Source organism: Rhizorhabdus sp. GW822-FHT03C02 (assembly GCF_058801765.1).
In genome coordinates, this window is sequence record NZ_JBXANN010000012.1 from 167686 (window position 1) to 185112 (window position 17427).

Below are 17427 nucleotides of genomic sequence, written 5' to 3' on the forward strand. Positions count from 1 at the left end.
TTTTTCCTCCTGATTACCTATACTTAACAGACCGGTTCGGCCACGGCCGTCCGTCCCCGTCCATGTCCGTCCGACGAATCGGAGGGGCGGAAACGAGGTATCGGCGGTCGGAAAACGAGGTATCTCAGGAGACCGAGTCATGCTTACCGACACCAAGGTCCGCACCGCAAAGCCGCGTCAGAAGCCCTATAAGATTTCCGACACCAACCGCCTGTTCCTTCTCGTGGCCCCAGGGGGCGGCAAGCTCTGGCGCTGGAACTACGCCTATGACGGCAAGAACAAGACCATGGCGTTTGGCGCCTATCCGCTGGTGTCGCTCGCCGACGCCCGCGCCAAGCGCGACGAAGCTTACACGATCCTGTGCGAAGGCCATGACCCGGCCATGGCGAGAAAGCTCAAGATCGAGGCAAATCTCGAAGCCGCTCGTCGCACGTTCGAGCGGGTAGCGCGCGACTGGCACGAGAACGCAAAGGCACAATGGGCAAGGATTCACGCTGCCGACGTCATTCGCAGCCTCGAGCGTGATGTCTTCCCGGCGATCGGCGACCTGCCGATCGCGCAGCTGACGCCGCCGCTCATCCTCGCGGCTCTTCGCGAGATCGAGGCGCGCGGCGCGATCGAGACCGCCAAGCGCGTCCGGCAGCGCATCTCCTCCGTTTTCATCTATGCGATCGCACAGGGGATCGCCACGAGCGACCCGGCCGAGAAGCTCGGTGCGGTGCTGAAGCCCCTACGCAAGGGTCGGCAGCCGGCGATCACCGACCTTCAGCCGTTGCGCAAGATGATCATCACCGCGGAGCAGGATTATGCCCGTCCGATCACCCGGCTGGCGTTGCGCTTCCTCGCGCTCACGGCCGTCCGTCCGAGCGAACTGCGCGGCGCCCTATGGTGCGAGTTCGAAGATCTGAACGGCAAGGAACCGCTCTGGCGCATTCCCTCGGCGCGCATAAAGGGCGACCTCGATCGCAAGGAAGAGGTGGACGGCGATCACCTCGTGCCACTGACGCCGCCGGCGATCGCGGTCCTCAAGGCGCTATGGCCGCTGACAGGCGACGGACCCCTGCTGTTCCCGAGCAGTCGCCACACGCACCGTCCGATGAGCGAGAATGCGATCGGCTACCTGCTCAACCGTGCCGGCTATCATGGCCACCATGTGCCCCATGGCTTCCGGGCCGCCTTCTCGACGATCATGAACGAGTGGGCTGAGCGTGAGGGGAAGGATCATGACCGCAAGGTCATCGACCTCATGCTTGCCCATGTCCCGAAGGAAAAGGTCGAGGGCGCCTATAACCGTGCGGCCTACATGGCCCGCCGCCGGGAACTTGCGAGCATATGGGCTGACATGCTCAGCGATGGCCTGCCGGAGGCGAGCTCGCTGATCGAGCTACCGGCCAAGGCGATTGGGTTGCGTTCGCGCCGTAGTTTCGTGGCGCCGATGGGCGCCGATTTCCGCTTTCCGAGTCGCATGGGTTCGAGACCAGGGTTGTAAACCGGGAGCTGCCCGCAAGCCGATCCGGCGGAAGCAGATTCGGCCACTTCGTATTACGGCGGCCGCAGTCTTGCAGGGAGCTGCGCGCCCTGACTCGGCCCGGCCGGCTTCAGTGTGACGAGGTGCCGCGCGAGCGGGTGGCAAACCCCGTCTGCTGGCGCTTGAGTCGCGTCAGCGTGCCGGCCGCCTTGGCGAGCGCAACTTCGACAGCGTGGACATCGGCGGACAGCGCCAGTTCGGCGCGCCCGCACATCGCCAGCATCACCGAAAGCACCGCATCGGATTCACGTGCCAAGCAGATCAGGTGATATCCACTCGGCCCCGCGGCGCCACTCATCCAGTTGCGTGCGGTGCGATCGGAAGTGCCGGTCCAACGCATGATGGTCTTTGCGGCGGCTCGCGTGCCGCCCAGTTCACCGCGCAATGCCGTCCGGATTTCCTCGATATACTCGACCTCGGACGGCCGCGAATCGGCCCCCGGAAGTTTGGTGCCGCTTTTGGGAAACATATTTCCGGCCCTTCCGATCTATGAGGTTAAGCCTTGGATCTGGCTGTAAAAGCGACCGTCTCCGATGATGGTGATCAACTGGAGCGACCCTGAGCAAACGCGCACGCCGCCGGCGATCACCCGGGCCGCGCAATATGTGCGCATGTCGACCGAGCATCAGCAGTTCTCCACCGACAACCAGATGCAAGCAATTGGGAATTATGCCGAACGCCGGGGTTATGTCATCGTCCGCACCTATGCCGACGAGGGCAAGAGCGGCCTGAACCTCGAGGGCCGGCAGGCACTGCAACGGCTGCTCCAGGACGTCGAGGAGGGATCCGCCGATTTCAAAGCGGTCCTCGTCTATGATGTGAGCCGCCTCGGGCGCTTCCAGGACCCGGACGAGGCGGCCAGCCACGAATTGCGGCTGCGCCGGGCTGGGGTCGCGGTGCATTACTGCACCGAGCAATTTGAGAATGACGGCAGCATGGGCTCGTCGATCATCAAAACCGTCAAGCGGGCCATGGCCGGTGAATATAGCCGCGAACTTTCGGTCAAGGTGTTCGCGGGGCAGTCTAACCTTATTCGGCTCGGGTTTCGGCAAGGCGGGCCGGCGGGATACGGACTGCGGCGGCTCCTGGTGGATCAAACGGGAGCGCCCAAAGGTGAGCTAAGTCGGGGCGAGCACAAGAGCATTGCGACCGATCGGATCATCCTCGTCCCTGGGCCTGCCGACGAGATCGAGATCGTGGATGAGATATATCGCCTGTTTGCCGATCAAGGGCGCAATGAAGGCGAGATTGCACAACTGCTCAACGAACGTGGCGTTCGCAACGATCGTGGACGCGACTGGACGAGGGCCACTGTCCACCAGTTGCTTATCAACGAAAAATATATCGGGAATAACGTCTGGGGACAAACCTCCTTCAAGCTGAAGCAGCAGCATGTCCGCAACGCACCCGAGGACTGGGTGAGGTCAAACGACGTTTTTGCACCCATTGTCGGGCGACCGCTGTTCGAGCGTGCGCAGGCGATCATCGCGGCCCGATCGGAACGGCTGAGCGATGACGAGATGCTTGATCGCCTGCGGACGATCCTCGCGGGCCGAGGCGTCCTTTCGGGGCTGATCATCGATGAATATGATGATGCACCTTCGAGCAACGCGTACCGGACGCGCTTCGGCAGTCTGTTGCGCGCTTATGCGCTCGTGGGCTTCGCGCCGAGCCACGACTATCGCTTCCTCGAGATCAATCGCAAATTGCGCGAGTTTCATCCTGTGGTCGTCGCGCGGGCGATCGCGGGCTTGAGAGCTGCCGGCGGCGAGATCGAACAAGATCCCGCGACCGACCTGCTCACAGTCAACAAGGAGATTACGGTCTCGATCGTGGTCATGCGCTGCTTCGAGAGCGCCGTCGGCTCGTTGCGCTGGAAGCTGCGCTTCGACGCCGCGTTGAGGCCCGATCTGACCGTCGGCATCCGGATGGATGAATCAAATGACGGCATTCGCGATTATTATGTGCTCCCGCAACTGGACATGCATGACGCCGTCCTGAGGCTGGCTGAGTTTAATGGCCTTTCGCTCGACGCATTCCGCTTCGAAGGGCTCGACGGATTCTACGATATGGCCAGGCGGGTCCCTTGGCCGAGGGCGGCATGACCTCGGCTCGTCCAGCACAGAGGATCGAATGGATCCCGCTCGACCGAATCACGGTGGTGAATCCGCGCATTCGAAACCAGCGGATGTTCAAGGAGATCATCGATAATATCGCCCAAATCGGACTGAAACGGCCGATTACGGTTACCCGGCGGATCGAGGCGGATGGCCCATTTTACGACCTCGTATGCGGGCAGGGGCGGCTCGAAGCATATGAGGCGCTCGGGCAGCTCGAAGTGCCGGCGTTGGTCGTGTCGGCGGATCCCGAGGACGTCCTGATTGCCAGCCTGGTAGAGAACTGTGCCCGGCGGCAGCACAGCGCCTTTGACCTTCTTCAGGACATTGGAGGCATGCGTGAGCGCGGCTACAGTGTCGCAGAAATTGCCAGGAAAACGGGTCTATCGCCTGAATATGTTCATGGCGTGAGCCGTCTCCTCGAGAAGGGTGAGCAGCGACTGCTGCGATCGGTCGAGTCGCGGATCATGCCGCTCAGCGTAGCCGTTGCTATCGCCGACGCCGATGACCGGGACGTTCAGGATGCGCTGCAATCTGCCTACGAACAGGGCATGCTGCGTGGCCGGAAGTTGCTCGCCGCCAAGCGGCTCGTCGAGGCCAGGCGACGGCGGGGCAAGGGCCTGTCGTCACGCGACCCACGTACTACCGAAAAACTCTCCTCTGCGGCGCTTGTCCGCGCTTATCAGGAGGATGCCGGGCGCAAGCGTGACATGATCCGCCGAGCAGAGGGCGCGCGGAAAAGCTTGCTACTCATCACTGAAGCGATCCGCCGCCTGTCGCGAGACGACCGATTCATGAGGCTTTTGGAGGAGGAGGGTCTCGCCACGATGCCGGAGCGAATAGCGGCCCGGCTTGAAAGCAACGGGCGGCCCACATGAGCCCGCGGCGGCCCGTCATTCCGGTCAAGCTTGGTTTCGAGGAAACCAGCGTTCGGGTTCCGCTCGCCGCTATCAAGCCGCTGCGGGAGGTGTCTGCGATCGTGCGCAAATCGATCAAGTATGGGCAGATCGCTGCATCAATTGCTGAGGTGGGGATCATCGAGCCACCAGCGGTCGTGCGCGACGCCAGCGATCACGAAACTTTCCATTTGCTCGATGGTCACCTGCGGGTCGAGATCCTACGCGAGCGGGGAGAAACCGAGGTTGTCTGCCTCATCGCCGTGGATGATGAGGCTTATACCTACAACAAGCGCATCAGCCGGATGGCGACGATTCAGGAACATAGGATGATCCTGAATGCGGTAAAAAAGGGCGCTTCCGAGGAACGGCTGGCACGCGCGCTCAACGTCAACATCTCCAATATCCGCGCCAAGCGGAACCTTTTGATTGGGATATGCCCGGAGGTGGCGAATCTGCTGCGCGACAAGCACGTCCCGCTCAACTCATTTACTGAACTGCGCTTCCTCAAGCCGATCCGCCAGATCGAAGCTGCGCAAGCGATGATCACGATGAACCGCTACTCGGTTGCCTATGCTAAGTCGCTTGTCGCGGCGACGCCTGCAGACCAGCTTGTGGAGGGGCGGCAACGCCGGCCACGTGGCCTGTCGGATGAGCAGGTTGCGACGATGCGGCGAGAAGCGGAGAACCTGGATCGCGAAGTGAGGATTGTCGAGCAGAGCTATGGCTCTGATCACCTCGATCTCGTCCTGGCCCATGGGTATGTTTCGCGCCTTTTAGGAAATGCCCGCGTCGTCCGACACCTCGCGCAGAGCCATTCGGATGTGCTCGCTGAGTTTCAAAAAATTGCCGATTTGCCGCAGGCGGCCTGATTTCCTGATCTTGACCGCGCTAAAACGAGAATTAGCCATCGATAGCATCAGGACGGAGAACGCTTCCGCTGTGTACACGCGGGTCCATGATCTGGAGGATATTTTAAGGGCGGCGTTGATCGTTGGTCCTTACGAGAAGTGGTATAGGACGCTCAGCGTCGGTGCCCTCGACGCGGCGCAGCTATCAAATTTCGCTGCTTGGCGTTATGAGGCTAGCCTTGTGCCATTCTCTAGATACCTCCGAAATAATAAATTTCTCCGGTAAACAGCAAAGGCAATAAGTGTGGCGGAAGAAAATATTGGTGACCTAAGTACTTCCGACATGGGTAATGAACGAATCCGACACGGAAAGCGCGTCGAGAATCTGCTGAGCGGGCTAAACATCACGGCAGCAATTGCGACCATTCTTGGCGTATTTTTTTACTTGGCAGACGCACCAGATCGCGAGCGGGAACGACAGGTTCAGCGATCGGAGCTATATAGTCGATCAAAGTCGGACCTTAAAGAATTTAGAGATATATATAAGAATGAGCTTCCGAAGAATGACGAAGAAAAGTGGGATCATGATCAAGGATGCGCTGCGCGTCTTGGACTTTTAACAAATATGGAATCTTGCCACGAACAAGATGGTCGCGATGGAAATTTTATTAGTAATAGTATAATCTACGGACTAATGAGCGACAAACGCGTTATAGAGAGCGAGGATTTAAGTAACATTCAAATCCTTGGTGTTGATCTCTCTGAATCGCAAATCAATCAAAGTAATTTAACTGACATATCTATTGAGTTAGGCACGTTGAAGAATGTGTCCATTACGGACAGTAATCTTTCTATAGGTAACATTGATGATACGAACTCTGACGGTATATGTATTTCAAATAGTTGGCTAAATAGAACGATCTTTTCGGGATCTTCTATTAGAAATAGTAAATTCATAAATGACTATTTAGAGGGTGGCAGATTTGCCGACAGCGATTTAAGGAAATCGGAGTTTTTTTTAAACCCGTTTCAACTAAATCATGCTTTATTTGCGTTTAGCGATTTGCGCGGAGCAAAGTTTCGGCTACCTGAGCGAGGTCCTGGTACATGCCATCGTCCGGGCGGCTCTATCAGGCCCTCGACTAAGATTAAGGGCTGGTCAAGTACCAGTTCTACGCACCATGATGACTGGCAAAGGATGTCATCTCAGGCAATAAATCAAACTAAGGCCGCAACTATAATAAAAAATCCGACTAAATCTACCGAATTTTCCGCTTACGCACGCTGGCTTTTAAAGCCAAAAATCAACATAGCGGAAGTCCATTACATAACATTTGCATTTGTAGATTTGCGCGGTTCCGAGATAGATTTCACAAATGCGAGATTCGGGGCACGTGATTCTGATATATCCTACAAAATTATATATGCAAATATCTGCACAGACAAAACCACGAAGCTGATTCCAGCGGCTCCACCGGAAGCAAGCGATTGCAGCTGGTTAACCACTGATCGTGACGGTCGCACTGTGGAGAAATCTGATTCTGAGTTAAATATCCACACAGCGCCGGAAAACAGGAATAATTTTCTTATCTTCCGAGATAGATCTGTTGCAATAGTACTCGCGGAGAGAAGAAATAATATTCTCTATAGTTTACTCCGCAGGGGAAACACTAGACAGGTGTCAGAATTTATTGAGCGACGCCGCACTCCTCACCCACCTTTAGGAAATTGAGATAAAAACCATTTATATGAATAGGTTAATCTAGGCGCTAGCTATGTTAACATCTCGTGTATGCTATTAGAGCGTAAAAATAATTATTAAAAATTTCATTTTGGCATATCAACCGTCGCAAGATTGGCAAAAAATTGCCAGCTCTACTATGGAGATATAGATCGACTTGGTGAACTGTAATGTCTATTATGATGATTATATTGTGTGGCATCAACGGATCGATTACGAGATTGTACATGCTTTAGGAATCCATATCTCCAAGAGTTGTCCTAAATTGGATCTCGCGGCTCGCTGGCGGCGATCGGGGTTCGCCATCGGCCGAACTGAGGAAGTCCGCGATTGCCAGTGAGTCCATCGTCGGGTTAGATAGCAAACTTGCATTGGCTCGGTGGTCGCGAAGCCTGGCGCTCTATGAAGTCGGATCCTAGTTGGGTCGGGTCGAAAGCCCGCAGCCACTGGGAGATTCGGACTCCGGAATGCCGAGATGACCGCCACCTTCCGAGGGGACGGGTTTTGAAATTTATCGCTGACCAGACGGCTCAGAAGCTGAGAGGGGGGTACTACACGCCACTTGATCTCGCTGCCTTCATCGCGTCGTGGGTCAAGGAGATTGGCCCCAAGCGCGTTCTGGAGCCTAGCTGCGGCGATGGCGCGTTCTTCCACGCCATGGCCGAGGTGAAGGGCTTCGCGAAAGCCGATGTGGTTGGCTTTGAACTCGATGATGAGGAGGCGGCAAAGGCTACAGGGCGTGCTCGCGACCTCGGCTTGAAAAAAGTCGATGTCCGCAGCGAGGATTTTCTGGGTTGGGCCCTTGATAACCTGGAGGAAGGCCGAGAGCGCTTCGACGCTGTCGTCGGCAATCCGCCCTTTGTTCGATATCAATTTCTTCCGCCAACCTTTCAGACCCGTTCAGAAGCAATCTTCAGCGAGCTGGATCTGAAGTTTACCAAGCACACAAATGCCTGGGTTCCATTTATCCTCGCGTCGATGGCATTGCTTCGTCCGGGCGGCCGGCTTGCCATGGTCGTACCGGCGGAGATTATCCACGTCACCCACGCCCAGTCGCTTCGTAGTTATCTTGGTCGCCAATGTCGCCGTCTGGTAATTATCGATCCCGAGGAACTGTGGTTCGATGGCACGCTGCAGGGCGCTGTGATCCTGATGGCGGAGAAGCGCTCGAGTGGGACGCAGAAGGAAGAAGGGCTGGGTATATATCCTGTCCGCGGCCGAGAATTTCTCCGTACTTCCCCGTCGAAGATCTTTGAATCACCCAAGTCTATCAACGGCAAGACGGTAGAGGGCAAGTGGACGAGAGCATTATTGGATCTCGAGGCACGATCGTTGTTTGACGAAATTGAGGGCCATAAAGACGTGCATAAGTTCGATGACATCGCTCGCGTCGATGTCGGAATCGTAACGGGCGCTAATTCCTTCTTCTTGGTGTCGGATGAGACGGTAGAGAAATACGGGCTACACAAGTATGCTCATCCAATGTTCGGTCGAAGCGGGCATTGCCCGGGGGTCATTTATGATAAACGACAGCATGTAGCGAATTCAGATAACGGCACGCCTACGAACTTCTTGTGGTTTGATGATGAACCTGGCAAAATGGCGAAAGGCCCAAAGCGCTACATCGAGCTTGGCGAGGAGCAGCTGCTGCAGACCCGCTATAAATGCCGAATTCGGACACCCTGGTTCAAGGTGCCTTCAGTCTACTCGACTGAGGTCGGTATGCTCAAAAGGTCGCACGACACGCCGCGATTGATACTAAACAAGCTCGGCGCTTACACGACCGACACGGCCTACCGAATCCGAACAAACGGTATCGTGGGCGAGCATCTAGTCGGCTGCTTCCTTAATCCGCTTACCGCGCTGAGTGCAGAGCTTGAAGGTCGCCATTACGGTGGTGGCGTGCTCGAACTCATCCCCTCGGAGATAGAGCGTCTTATCATCCCTTTGCCCAACGTGAAGCTCGACCTGGTCGACCTAGACAAGTCAATTCGCAGCTTGCCGACGCATATGACTCTCGAAAACCAAGGGCGGAAGGTTCTTGGCGGCCTAGGCCTGTCAAAGGCCAAGCAGGACGCTACGTTGGAGGGATGGCGGAAGTTGCGAGATCGACGCCACCGCACTTCCAGCGACGGTGACGCTGCCGCTTAATCGATCTCAATCATGAATAATGCGGGATTCTTGATGTCGCGATAAAGTGCCATGGAGCGGCCGACGAGAGTCGGTTGCTTTACATAGGAAGCCATTTCTCCCCATGATAGTCGGGTCATCGCATTATTCTGAAGATAGGACTTTGAGGTCGTGCTATTCGTGTGTCGGATCTTGAGATCAAACGCACCTTGGTAGACTCCTTTAAGAATGAGTTCGAATATTGCGTTTGTCTCATCTACAGTTGCTGATCGTGAAGTCCAATTGAGCGCAGAGAAGACTTTGTTTCGAAAATAGTGGCGATGGTCAACACTTGGCGCCAGCAAGCCCTTGTCAAGATTAATTGATCCTGTGGTGTTTGTGTTGCTCCCCGTGGGCACGTTGAGATCTCGCTCCGTCAATTCTTTGCTCATCCACACTAGCTCGAAACCGACGCCGGGTGCCGGGAGCGCGGGATTTGTCGGTAATGCGGCCGGCGCAGCTGGAGGGGTTGCGCCAAGCGTGGCGGGTGGGACTGCAGGCGGCGCGACGCCAGGCGCTGCAACTACCGGGCCGACGGGCACTGTAACGACGGATGGCGTTGCATTGCTTGGAATCCTGCGAATTCGCGGGATAGCCAACCTGATAAGAGGCGTGGTATCGGAGGTGCCGGGCTTCGCCGAAGTGGTTACGCGCGGAGGTGGGACCGCCGTCTCGTCGACCAGGAGTCCAGCTCTTAGTATTGCGTCCAGCCGAGCCAAGTCTGCGATCCTGAAAATGTTATCAGGATGTGCGCCGGTCAGACCATCAAATAATGCTTCCAGTTCTAACAGAAATTTTGCGTCAGCGTTATCTTGCGGATCGAAATCCAGAACCACGCCGGCCTCAATATTGTTATTGAGCCCACCTAGCGTTAGGTTGGCGCTGCCTATTGATAACCGCGCGACCTCTTTGCCGCGGACGTAATAAAGCTTCGGGTGAAAAAGAAGATGCCTGGTACCCGTATCGACCGCATGTAATGATACGCCGGCTTCTAATAAGCGCCTCATGCCCTGGTAGGATGTTATGTCGTTACGGATGCCACCAAAGACCGTCGCAGTGGCCACATGCGGCTCGAACTTCGGCGCAATGTGGTCGACGCCCGACTCGGTCAGGAAAGCTACGCTGATGATGGACCGCTGGATATCGGCGACGTCATAGAGCTCCTGAATGACCATTCCATGCGACCGGGCCGTGAGCCCCTGCAAAACGAATTCTCTCGCCCCCAACGTTCTCTCTCCCATTCGCTGTACGACAGCTATCGAATTCGTACCGGGAGCGCTACGAAGATTAGGTCCAGACTGAAGAGTCCGCGGACGAGCGATCTACGCTGATCATTCGACACCACACGAATTCATTCGCTGCAAATCGTTGGATTAGGTACCTTGGCTCCATCCAGCCGGCCAGCGCATCGGTGAGGATCGCAGTCTCTGTAGTACCCGGCTTGTCGGAAAATTGCTCGAGCTTCTTCGAAGGGGCATCGCACAAACTGAATGGTGACGGATTCTGTCTGCGGTTAGGGAAACGAGAAGGCCGCCAAAATTAGGATGGGGCCTATCAATTCGGAGCTAACCGCGTGACGAGGCGTCGCAAGCTGTCCATGCTAACCAACGTCGCGGCACCGATCTTCACCGTCTGGATTTCGCCCGTCTTGATTAGCTCATAGAGCTTTGACCGTCCGATCCCTGTAATCCGGCATGCCTCGGGAATGCGAACAGTGAGCGGGGCTATCGTTGGGATCGTCTCCGCCGTTATCCTCCGGGTAGTCATTGCTTAGTCTCCGGTTCGAGCTTCCTTGCCAGCCTGCGTCCGACCAGATCGATCAGCGCATCATAGCGCGAGCGACCCAATCGCGCCGTCTCCGGATCGAACGGTGGCTGATGTGCTACCAGCGTCAGTTGATGCTGGATGAACACGCCGAGCGTCTCGCCGAGCAACCGGTTCTGCTGCTCGATCCGGTCGAGGACGCGTGTCAGCCGATCGAGTCTCGAACCAAAGCGCTGATCCAGCTCATTGGCCCCCTGCCGCTCCAGCCACGCGGCCAGCGCATCGGTGAGGATCGCGGTCTTCGATGTGCCCGGTTTGCCGGATAGCTGCTCGAGCTTCTGCGACAGCGCGTCGGGCAGATAGAATTGGTGGCGGATCTTCTCGGTTTTCATGGCGTGAAGAATGCCGCGATGGAGACACGGTCGACAGTGCGCTTATGACGCAGTCCGACGCACCTCGCGCCTCAGGATATGCCGAGCCCGCGTCCCCGCCCGATCGTCCAACTGACATCGTCACCGCGCATGATGCCGCCGACTTCCTTCCCGAGCTGTCGTTCGAGGACCGGCTTCCACGGCAGCAGCGAGAACTCCCGGCTCTTCTCGATCAGCGCGAAGCGGCCGTCGCCGATCTGGACCGCCCGCGCCAGCCGGCCTTCGACGCGCTCGCCCTTGCCGACCTCGGCGAAGTCGAGCCCGAGTTCCTGGGTGAGTTGCCCGGCGACGCGCAGCAGTTCGCGCCGCTGCAGCGTCGACACCAGATTGGCTGGATAGCGCACTCGATCGCCATCCTGCTCGGCAAGCTGCTGATCGATCAGCCATTGCCGCCTGAGCGAGAGCGCGGCGCGGGTTTCCGCGCCGAAGCCGCGCTCGAGCGGCGCCGGCGTGGCACTGGTCAGCTCCCGGTCCAGCCAAGTCGCGCCGTCATGTGTTGCGAGCCGGCCGAGCGGCTGATGGCTCAACGTCTCGATGACGACCGGCGCCCGCTCGGCGAGACCGCGTTCATGCGCCAGCGCCTTGGCGAGATGGTCCGGGGCTATGATCCAGGTCCCATCGGGCTCACGGGTCAGGCCCCCGGTTTCCTTGCGGATCGCTTCAAGCCGACGGACATGCGCCCGGGCGAAGTCCTCGCTCGCCGATGGATCATGGTCGAGGTGGATATCGACGCTGTAGCGTCCACCGTGGACGGCGGCGATCTCGGCGGCGGTGCGGTCGGCCTCGCGGACCGCGATTGGCCGCGGTGTGAGGCTGACGATCATGCCCTCGCGGATCGGTTCGGCGGGTGCCAGTCCGATCTCGGCATAATGGCTGCGGCCATCGACCCCATCGACGATCAGGTAATGACGATCGCGATGCTCGTCGGACAGCCCATGCGCTGCGACCCGGCCGACGATCGGCGCGGCAATGCCGCCGGCCGGATCGAACACCGCATAGTCGGCCGGCGACACGTCGCGCCCGCGGGTGCGCATCTGCTCGTGCAAGGTGGCAATGATGTCTCCGCGTTTGCCCATCGCCCTGAGCGTGGGTTCGAGCTGCGGATCGAGCCGCCAGCACCCCTTCCTTTCCTCGACCGCGAGTTGCATCCGTCCGAGCGCCTGAAGGCGGCCGGCGCGCAACGACTGCTCGATGCCGTCGAGATTGGCAGGCGACACCAGCCCTTCGGCGTCGATCGCCGCGATCAGCCGGCGATCGATCGAGGTGAAGCGCTCCTGGGTCATCTCGCGATTCTGGGCGGTCATAATCTCGAGGTCGGTGCGTGGTCCGAGGTCGAGGTTGACGATCTCAGTCGCGCGCATGCGAAAGCCCTGGGTCATATATTCGCGGGCGATGATCAGATCCTTGCCCCGGTCATCGACACCGCGGAGCAGGATGTGGGTGTGGGGATGGCCGGTGTTGAAATGGTCGATCGCGACCCAGTCGAGCCTGGTGCCGAGATCCTGCTCGGCCTGTGCCATCAGCCGGCGGACCATCGGCTTGAGATCCTCATATTCGGCACCATCCTCGGCGGCGACGATGAAGCGGAACTGGTGGGGGTCGCCCTGGCCGCGTTCGAGGAACGCCTTGCCGTCGGCGATGTCGGCATCACGACCGTAGAGCGTGCCGCGCCCGCCGTCGCGGGTGGTGCCGTCGCGCCGCAGATAGCGCAGATGCGCGACCGCCCCCCGGGCGCCGGTGCCGGCGAGCTTGACGATCCGCGCCTTGACCACGACCCGGCGGGCGCGCCGGCCGGCGAAGCGATCGGACGATCCCAGCACCCGCCCGAGCCCGGCGCCGCGGCCGATGCGGCTGCCGTCGAAACGGCGGGTGCGCGACCGGCCGGCGCCACCCGCCAGGTTTGTCGCCTTGCGCACCCGACCGACGAACGACTGCCCGCCGCCCTTGTCGCCGACGAACCCCAGCCACAGCTCGAAATCATCATCGCCTGCCATCGCATGATCCTCGTCATCGCCCGCAAGGCCGGCAATGAGGGAAGCGACGGATCGGCCTTCAAGGGCCTCCATCCAAAGGCCCGGAATCCGGGCCTTTGCTCATCTCATGGAGGCGTGGCCTCAGCCATGCCTCCACAAAAGAAGACGTGCAGACAGCGTTTCCGGGCCTTGTGGAGGCACGGCTTTATCTTGCCTTACCTGCCCCTCCCTCGCTTCACCGCAGCCCAAACAGCCATGGACGGATATGGACGCCATCCGCCCGTCGCCACATTCTGCCGCTTATCCGCACGATGACGCGAAAATCCCGCCAATTTCTGCCAACGGGACGCCGAGAAATGCCGGTGAGAAATGCGGAGGGCCGCGCAAAGCACGGCCGAAATTCATCGATCGAATCTAAGATTGGATGTTGGAGCGGGCAGCCGGGCGGCGAAATAATACGGTTCAGGCGGCCTTGGCGAGGGTCTCGATCCGCTCCAAGCACAGCTCGCGGATGATGGTCGTGAGCAGCTCGACCCGCCCACCGAGCCACGCCAATTCGTCGTCAGTGATGCGATATTGGCGGGAATATCGCGCCTTCACATAGGCCGCGCGAAGCAGGTCGTAGCAGCGGCGCTCGAACTTGTTTTCGCTCGGCCACACCGTCTTCAACCTAGGTTCAAGCTGCTCGGTTTGGGACCTCAGTCGGTTCAGATTATGGGTTTTCGGGCTATACAAAGTGCGGACCAGAAGCAGGCAATGATAGAGCCGCTCGGTCGCTTGATGAAGATCAAATGCGGCTATCTTGGGCGCACCATCGACGACCGCATGTTGGAACTGCCGGTAAAATTGACCGGCTACTTCGATCCAATCTTCGTAATAATCTCGCGTCTCTTTCAGCGCCTGCTCGGGCGAAAGCGGCTCAGGTTTTGCGAACGTATGCCCCGGCTCGGAGAACAGAGAAATGCCGTCTCGAACGATGTCGATGAAAAAATAACGACCGAGCCTGAGTTTATCGTTCACGTCTCCGAGCGTGTGATAGATCAGGCTGACCGGGGTACGCAGCGCGGTACCATCAGACAGCGCATCGAGTAACCGATCCTCGGTCTTCAGCCAGAATTCGGGGACGTCGGTGAGGTCCTCATGATCGACGACAACGAGGATGTCATAGTCGGAGAAATAGCGCCCGACCGGGTCCTCGACCCAGTCGCCGCGTGCATAGGACCCGAACAAGATGATCTTGAGGATGTGGCCATTTGCGAAGCGCTCGGCTTTCCGACCCTTGATCGCCTCGGCGAAACCGTCGCGGATGAGCTGCACCACGAAATCGAGTTCGCGGCGCTTGCCTTCGGGTAGTTCAATATCCTTGGCGGTGATCGGCCTCATGGGCTAAGAATCGCCCGATAGCGTCGAGTTGCCAAGGAAATTCGACGAACCGACCGCAAACCGGATGGCGTTGTAATCTGGCGCACGGCTATGTGAAGCAGCGTGGGAATCCGGCGGACTACGCGTCCGCCGGTCCCTTATTCCCGCACCTTCTAACTGCCGTCCCCGCTTAGCCAACCAACGACACGACGCAGCCAGTTCGGCCTCGCCACGGCCTCGGCGACCGGTAAGCTGGGCTTTGCCTCGGGCGCTTCAGCCTGCGGCGCGATCTGAGCATGCAACGCAACCTGCGCCACCGGCTCAGTGCCGAAGTAGTGCGCCTTCGCTTGCCGGTCGCGCTTCCGCTCGGCATCAACCTGCCTATCCGACCAGGGAGGCGCCACGATGACCTTGTTCTCGCGGATAACGTAATGAGACCGGCACGGCAGTGTCCAGCTCCCGACTGACGGATGAAGGGAAATCGTCTCGCCGTTGTATTTGATGTTCCAGTCGGTGGGTGTGAGTGGCGTTACGATCTCCTGACCGCAGCCGCAGCAACAACTGTGCGCAACGCTACCATATTCCATCGACACGTAGAGGATGCCAGATTCCAGCGGCTCCGGGAACTCGTCTACAAATCGATGCTCGAGGCGATGATGGCGCATCATAACTGATCCTCATTCAACAGCATGTTGCCGTCCAGAGTGTAAGTCGAGTGGTGCTCGCGCTCGAGATCGCAGTAGAAGCCGCAAAGCTTCTTCCACTTGATGACCGCGAGGATAGCATTGAGCGCGTTGAGATCCGCTACCTGGATGTTCGACGCATAAAGGTCTCCAGCGCCCCCGCCCGCAAGCGGAATGCGCTGCGGCGAATCCGCCTTTGCCCGCTCTTCCGAGGTGCTCAAGGTCACCCTGAGGATGCCCGCCAGCCCAGTTTCACCCAACTCTAGACCCATGCCGATGTCGATGAAGGCCGCACCCTGCTGGCTGAGGCGTTCGACAATCGCAGCCTTTGCCTCTCCGGTATCAAGGCTTAGAAACGCAAAGTCTATTCCTTCCAGCAGATCAACGTTGGCGCACGTTACGGCGTGGGGAATCGCCACGATACCACGGTGCATCCGCTCGTAGATGCGCTTGTAATAATTGACCTTGAGCGGGGCATCCCGCAGTTCCTCTAGGCTGGGAGCACCGGGCGCGCGGAATGCGTTGTGCTGCAGGAACTCGTCGGCATCGAACAAGCGGATCTCTGCCACTGGCGTCTTTGCCACCATGTCGAGGATGTAGCTGCCAGAGCCGCCGAGCCCTATGATGGCGATTCTCAGGCCCGAGAAGCGCGCGGTCAGCGCGCCGATCCCAACCCGATCCGATGCGGTTTCCACATAGTTGAAGACGCTATCAGTGTCCTCTTCGTCGTTGAGTGCGCGATAGGTGCGCGCAGTGGCCGTCTCGTCGAGAACAGATGCTGGGCCAGCAACGATCGAAGCATAAGTCGTCATCTTGTGGTGATAGTCGCTGTATCCCTCGTCGGGCTTGCTGGAGAAAGCATGCTTGGCAGTGAGCCCGTTTCCGAACTGAAAATGATGGGTCTGGTGGAAAATCGCCGAGATCGGCGTGCCGTCTGCGTGACACGGATACTCACCGTCAAAGTGCATGACATGAGTATCTGGCTGCCGGGTCTCATCACCGGCCAGCGCTAGGCTTGAGATGAGCGTGCCTCTGCGGACCGAACGGTCCGCAGCGACGTATGGAACTTCGCGCAATACAAGGAAACCGCCAATCACCTGCACGAAGTAGCCTTCCTCGCGCAGGCGCGCGAGGTCGGCGTTACGACTGAACAGTGCGCGTGACATTGAACACTGTCCCCCTCTTGATTTCGATCTTGCCGCCCACTCCGAGTTCACTCGCGTGAGGCTTCGACGCCGCCTTGCGGTAGGTCATGGAGAACACGACGTTTGGATCATATGGGCCCGGAAACGCGAGTTCGACGATCTGCTCGAATGTCACGTTTGCCTGGGACACCAAACGCTTGCGCGTGTTGATGATGATCTCGATCTCTGAAGGCGGCAGCGCTGCGGTGAAGAAGCGCTCGATGCCAGGCTCGTTGAGATTTACGAGGTCGTTCGCCCCGATCAGCCGATCGGTGCCGCCGCGGATCTGCAGATAAACCCCTTCACCCTCGCCGGGCTTGGCGAGCTGCGCGAGGACCTGCCCACTAATACCCGGCTTACCCCAGTTGATCTCGTTTTCATCGACTTCGAGCTTGAAGTCGCGATCCGTAAGAAACGCGACGAACTGCTCAGCGCCCTTGCCCCGCAGGTCGAACTGCTCACCGAGACGAACGTCTTCGAAGTCGCCCGAAGCGAGTATCGCGAAGAGGCTGTATCCGCGACCGGGTTCGAGCCCCGCGGCCTCCAAGATCTGGCTGCCGACAGGGATGGGGTCAGGGATCAGCAGAGGCTGGAAGTCGAGATTGTCCTGTGCGAACAGGATGCGGTAGGCGGCTGCGCGGCGGAGAGGCCGGTCGCTCCGGATGGCGTCGCCGACGTCATCGACGTCGTGATAGTCGTTAGCAGTCATTGTTGGAAATCCTTTCGTC

15 protein-coding genes are annotated in these 17427 nt (G+C 58.6%); 6 read left to right on the forward strand and 9 right to left on the reverse strand.

The window, feature by feature from the left end; all coding sequences use genetic code 11:
- The first annotated feature begins 139 nt into the window (after positions 1 to 139).
- Positions 140 to 1489 carry a tyrosine-type recombinase/integrase gene (locus AC1RM6_RS24465; RefSeq protein WP_493106094.1) on the forward strand — a complete coding sequence of 450 codons (1350 nt, stop codon included), beginning with the start codon at positions 140 to 142 and terminating at the stop codon, positions 1487 to 1489.
- Between the two features lie 109 nt (positions 1490 to 1598).
- On the opposite strand, the gene AC1RM6_RS24470 is transcribed toward AC1RM6_RS24465, so the two are convergent.
- A complete protein-coding gene (locus AC1RM6_RS24470) occupies positions 1599 to 1997 on the reverse strand; it encodes a hypothetical protein (protein ID WP_493106096.1) in 399 nt (132 codons plus the stop codon).
- Between the two features lie 64 nt (positions 1998 to 2061).
- Between AC1RM6_RS24470 and AC1RM6_RS24475 the strand changes: the two genes are divergently transcribed.
- The 5 genes from AC1RM6_RS24475 (at position 2062) to AC1RM6_RS24495 (ending at position 9284) form a co-directional block, all read left to right on the forward strand.
- On the forward strand, positions 2062 to 3633 hold the full coding sequence (locus AC1RM6_RS24475) for a recombinase family protein (protein WP_493106098.1): 1572 nt from the start codon (positions 2062 to 2064) through the stop codon (positions 3631 to 3633).
- Positions 3615 to 4523 carry a plasmid partitioning protein RepB C-terminal domain-containing protein gene (locus AC1RM6_RS24480; protein WP_493106100.1) on the forward strand — a complete coding sequence of 303 codons (909 nt, stop codon included), beginning with the start codon at positions 3615 to 3617 and terminating at the stop codon, positions 4521 to 4523. The genes AC1RM6_RS24475 and AC1RM6_RS24480 overlap by 19 nt, the downstream gene beginning before the upstream one ends.
- Positions 4520 to 5413: a plasmid partitioning protein RepB C-terminal domain-containing protein gene (locus AC1RM6_RS24485; RefSeq protein ID WP_493106102.1), complete on the forward strand. Its 894-nt coding sequence runs from the start codon at positions 4520 to 4522 to the stop codon at positions 5411 to 5413. Before AC1RM6_RS24480 ends, AC1RM6_RS24485 begins: the two co-directional genes overlap by 4 nt.
- Before the next feature lie 283 nt (positions 5414 to 5696).
- The gene (locus AC1RM6_RS24490) at positions 5697 to 7124 is read left to right on the forward strand and encodes a pentapeptide repeat-containing protein (RefSeq protein WP_493106103.1); all 1428 of its coding nucleotides are present in this window, start codon (positions 5697 to 5699) and stop codon (positions 7122 to 7124) included.
- A gap of 513 nt (positions 7125 to 7637) precedes the next feature.
- Positions 7638 to 9284 carry an N-6 DNA methylase gene (locus AC1RM6_RS24495; RefSeq protein WP_493106105.1) on the forward strand — a complete coding sequence of 549 codons (1647 nt, stop codon included), beginning with the start codon at positions 7638 to 7640 and terminating at the stop codon, positions 9282 to 9284.
- Here the strand turns inward: AC1RM6_RS24495 and AC1RM6_RS24500 are convergent.
- The 8 genes from AC1RM6_RS24500 to AC1RM6_RS24535 form a co-directional block, all read right to left on the reverse strand.
- Entirely contained in the window at positions 9281 to 10528 is a 1248-nt protein-coding gene (locus AC1RM6_RS24500) for a phospholipase D-like domain-containing protein (protein WP_493106107.1), read from the reverse strand. The genes AC1RM6_RS24495 and AC1RM6_RS24500 overlap by 4 nt on opposite strands.
- A gap of 328 nt (positions 10529 to 10856) precedes the next feature.
- Complete coding sequence (locus tag AC1RM6_RS24505; protein WP_493106109.1) at positions 10857 to 11069, reverse strand: helix-turn-helix domain-containing protein; 213 nt, start codon at positions 11067 to 11069, stop codon at positions 10857 to 10859.
- Positions 11066 to 11458, reverse strand: a complete 393-nt coding sequence (locus AC1RM6_RS24510; protein WP_493106111.1) for a CopG family transcriptional regulator — start codon at positions 11456 to 11458, stop codon at positions 11066 to 11068. The genes AC1RM6_RS24505 and AC1RM6_RS24510 overlap by 4 nt, the downstream gene beginning before the upstream one ends.
- 71 nt (positions 11459 to 11529) lie before the next feature.
- Complete coding sequence (gene rlxS, locus AC1RM6_RS24515; RefSeq protein ID WP_493106113.1) at positions 11530 to 13491, reverse strand: relaxase/mobilization nuclease RlxS; 1962 nt, start codon at positions 13489 to 13491, stop codon at positions 11530 to 11532.
- Positions 13492 to 13932: 441 nt separating this feature from the next.
- On the reverse strand, positions 13933 to 14853 hold the full coding sequence (locus tag AC1RM6_RS24520; protein WP_493106115.1) for a HEPN domain-containing protein: 921 nt from the start codon (positions 14851 to 14853) through the stop codon (positions 13933 to 13935).
- A 152-nt stretch (positions 14854 to 15005) separates the two neighbouring features.
- Positions 15006 to 15500, reverse strand: coding sequence for a ubiquitination-like system serine protease family protein (locus tag AC1RM6_RS24525; RefSeq protein ID WP_493106117.1), 495 nt, complete (start codon positions 15498 to 15500; stop codon positions 15006 to 15008).
- Complete coding sequence (locus AC1RM6_RS24530; RefSeq protein ID WP_493106119.1) at positions 15497 to 16681, reverse strand: ThiF family adenylyltransferase; 1185 nt, start codon at positions 16679 to 16681, stop codon at positions 15497 to 15499. Before AC1RM6_RS24530 ends, AC1RM6_RS24525 begins: the two co-directional genes overlap by 4 nt.
- A complete protein-coding gene (locus AC1RM6_RS24535; protein WP_493106121.1) occupies positions 16656 to 17408 on the reverse strand; it encodes a multiubiquitin domain-containing protein in 753 nt (250 codons plus the stop codon). The genes AC1RM6_RS24530 and AC1RM6_RS24535 overlap by 26 nt, the downstream gene beginning before the upstream one ends.
- Between the last annotated feature and the right edge of the window lie 19 nt (positions 17409 to 17427).

Bases quoted from the DNA above. Each gene is read 5' to 3' on its own strand.
- AC1RM6_RS24465 (WP_493106094.1), top strand. From the start codon at position 140: ATGCTTACCGACACCAAGGTCCGCACCGCAAAGCCGCGTCAGAAGCCC.
- AC1RM6_RS24470 (WP_493106096.1), bottom strand. From the start codon at position 1,997: ATGTTTCCCAAAAGCGGCACCAAACTTCCGGGGGCCGATTCGCGGCCG.
- AC1RM6_RS24475 (WP_493106098.1), top strand. From the start codon at position 2,062: ATGATGGTGATCAACTGGAGCGACCCTGAGCAAACGCGCACGCCGCCG.
- AC1RM6_RS24485 (WP_493106102.1), top strand. From the start codon at position 4,520: ATGAGCCCGCGGCGGCCCGTCATTCCGGTCAAGCTTGGTTTCGAGGAA.
- AC1RM6_RS24505 (WP_493106109.1), bottom strand. From the start codon at position 11,069: ATGACTACCCGGAGGATAACGGCGGAGACGATCCCAACGATAGCCCCG.
- AC1RM6_RS24510 (WP_493106111.1), bottom strand. From the start codon at position 11,458: ATGAAAACCGAGAAGATCCGCCACCAATTCTATCTGCCCGACGCGCTG.
- rlxS (WP_493106113.1), bottom strand. From the start codon at position 13,491: ATGGCAGGCGATGATGATTTCGAGCTGTGGCTGGGGTTCGTCGGCGAC.
- AC1RM6_RS24520 (WP_493106115.1), bottom strand. From the start codon at position 14,853: ATGAGGCCGATCACCGCCAAGGATATTGAACTACCCGAAGGCAAGCGC.
- AC1RM6_RS24525 (WP_493106117.1), bottom strand. From the start codon at position 15,500: ATGATGCGCCATCATCGCCTCGAGCATCGATTTGTAGACGAGTTCCCG.
- AC1RM6_RS24530 (WP_493106119.1), bottom strand. From the start codon at position 16,681: ATGTCACGCGCACTGTTCAGTCGTAACGCCGACCTCGCGCGCCTGCGC.
- AC1RM6_RS24535 (WP_493106121.1), bottom strand. From the start codon at position 17,408: ATGACTGCTAACGACTATCACGACGTCGATGACGTCGGCGACGCCATC.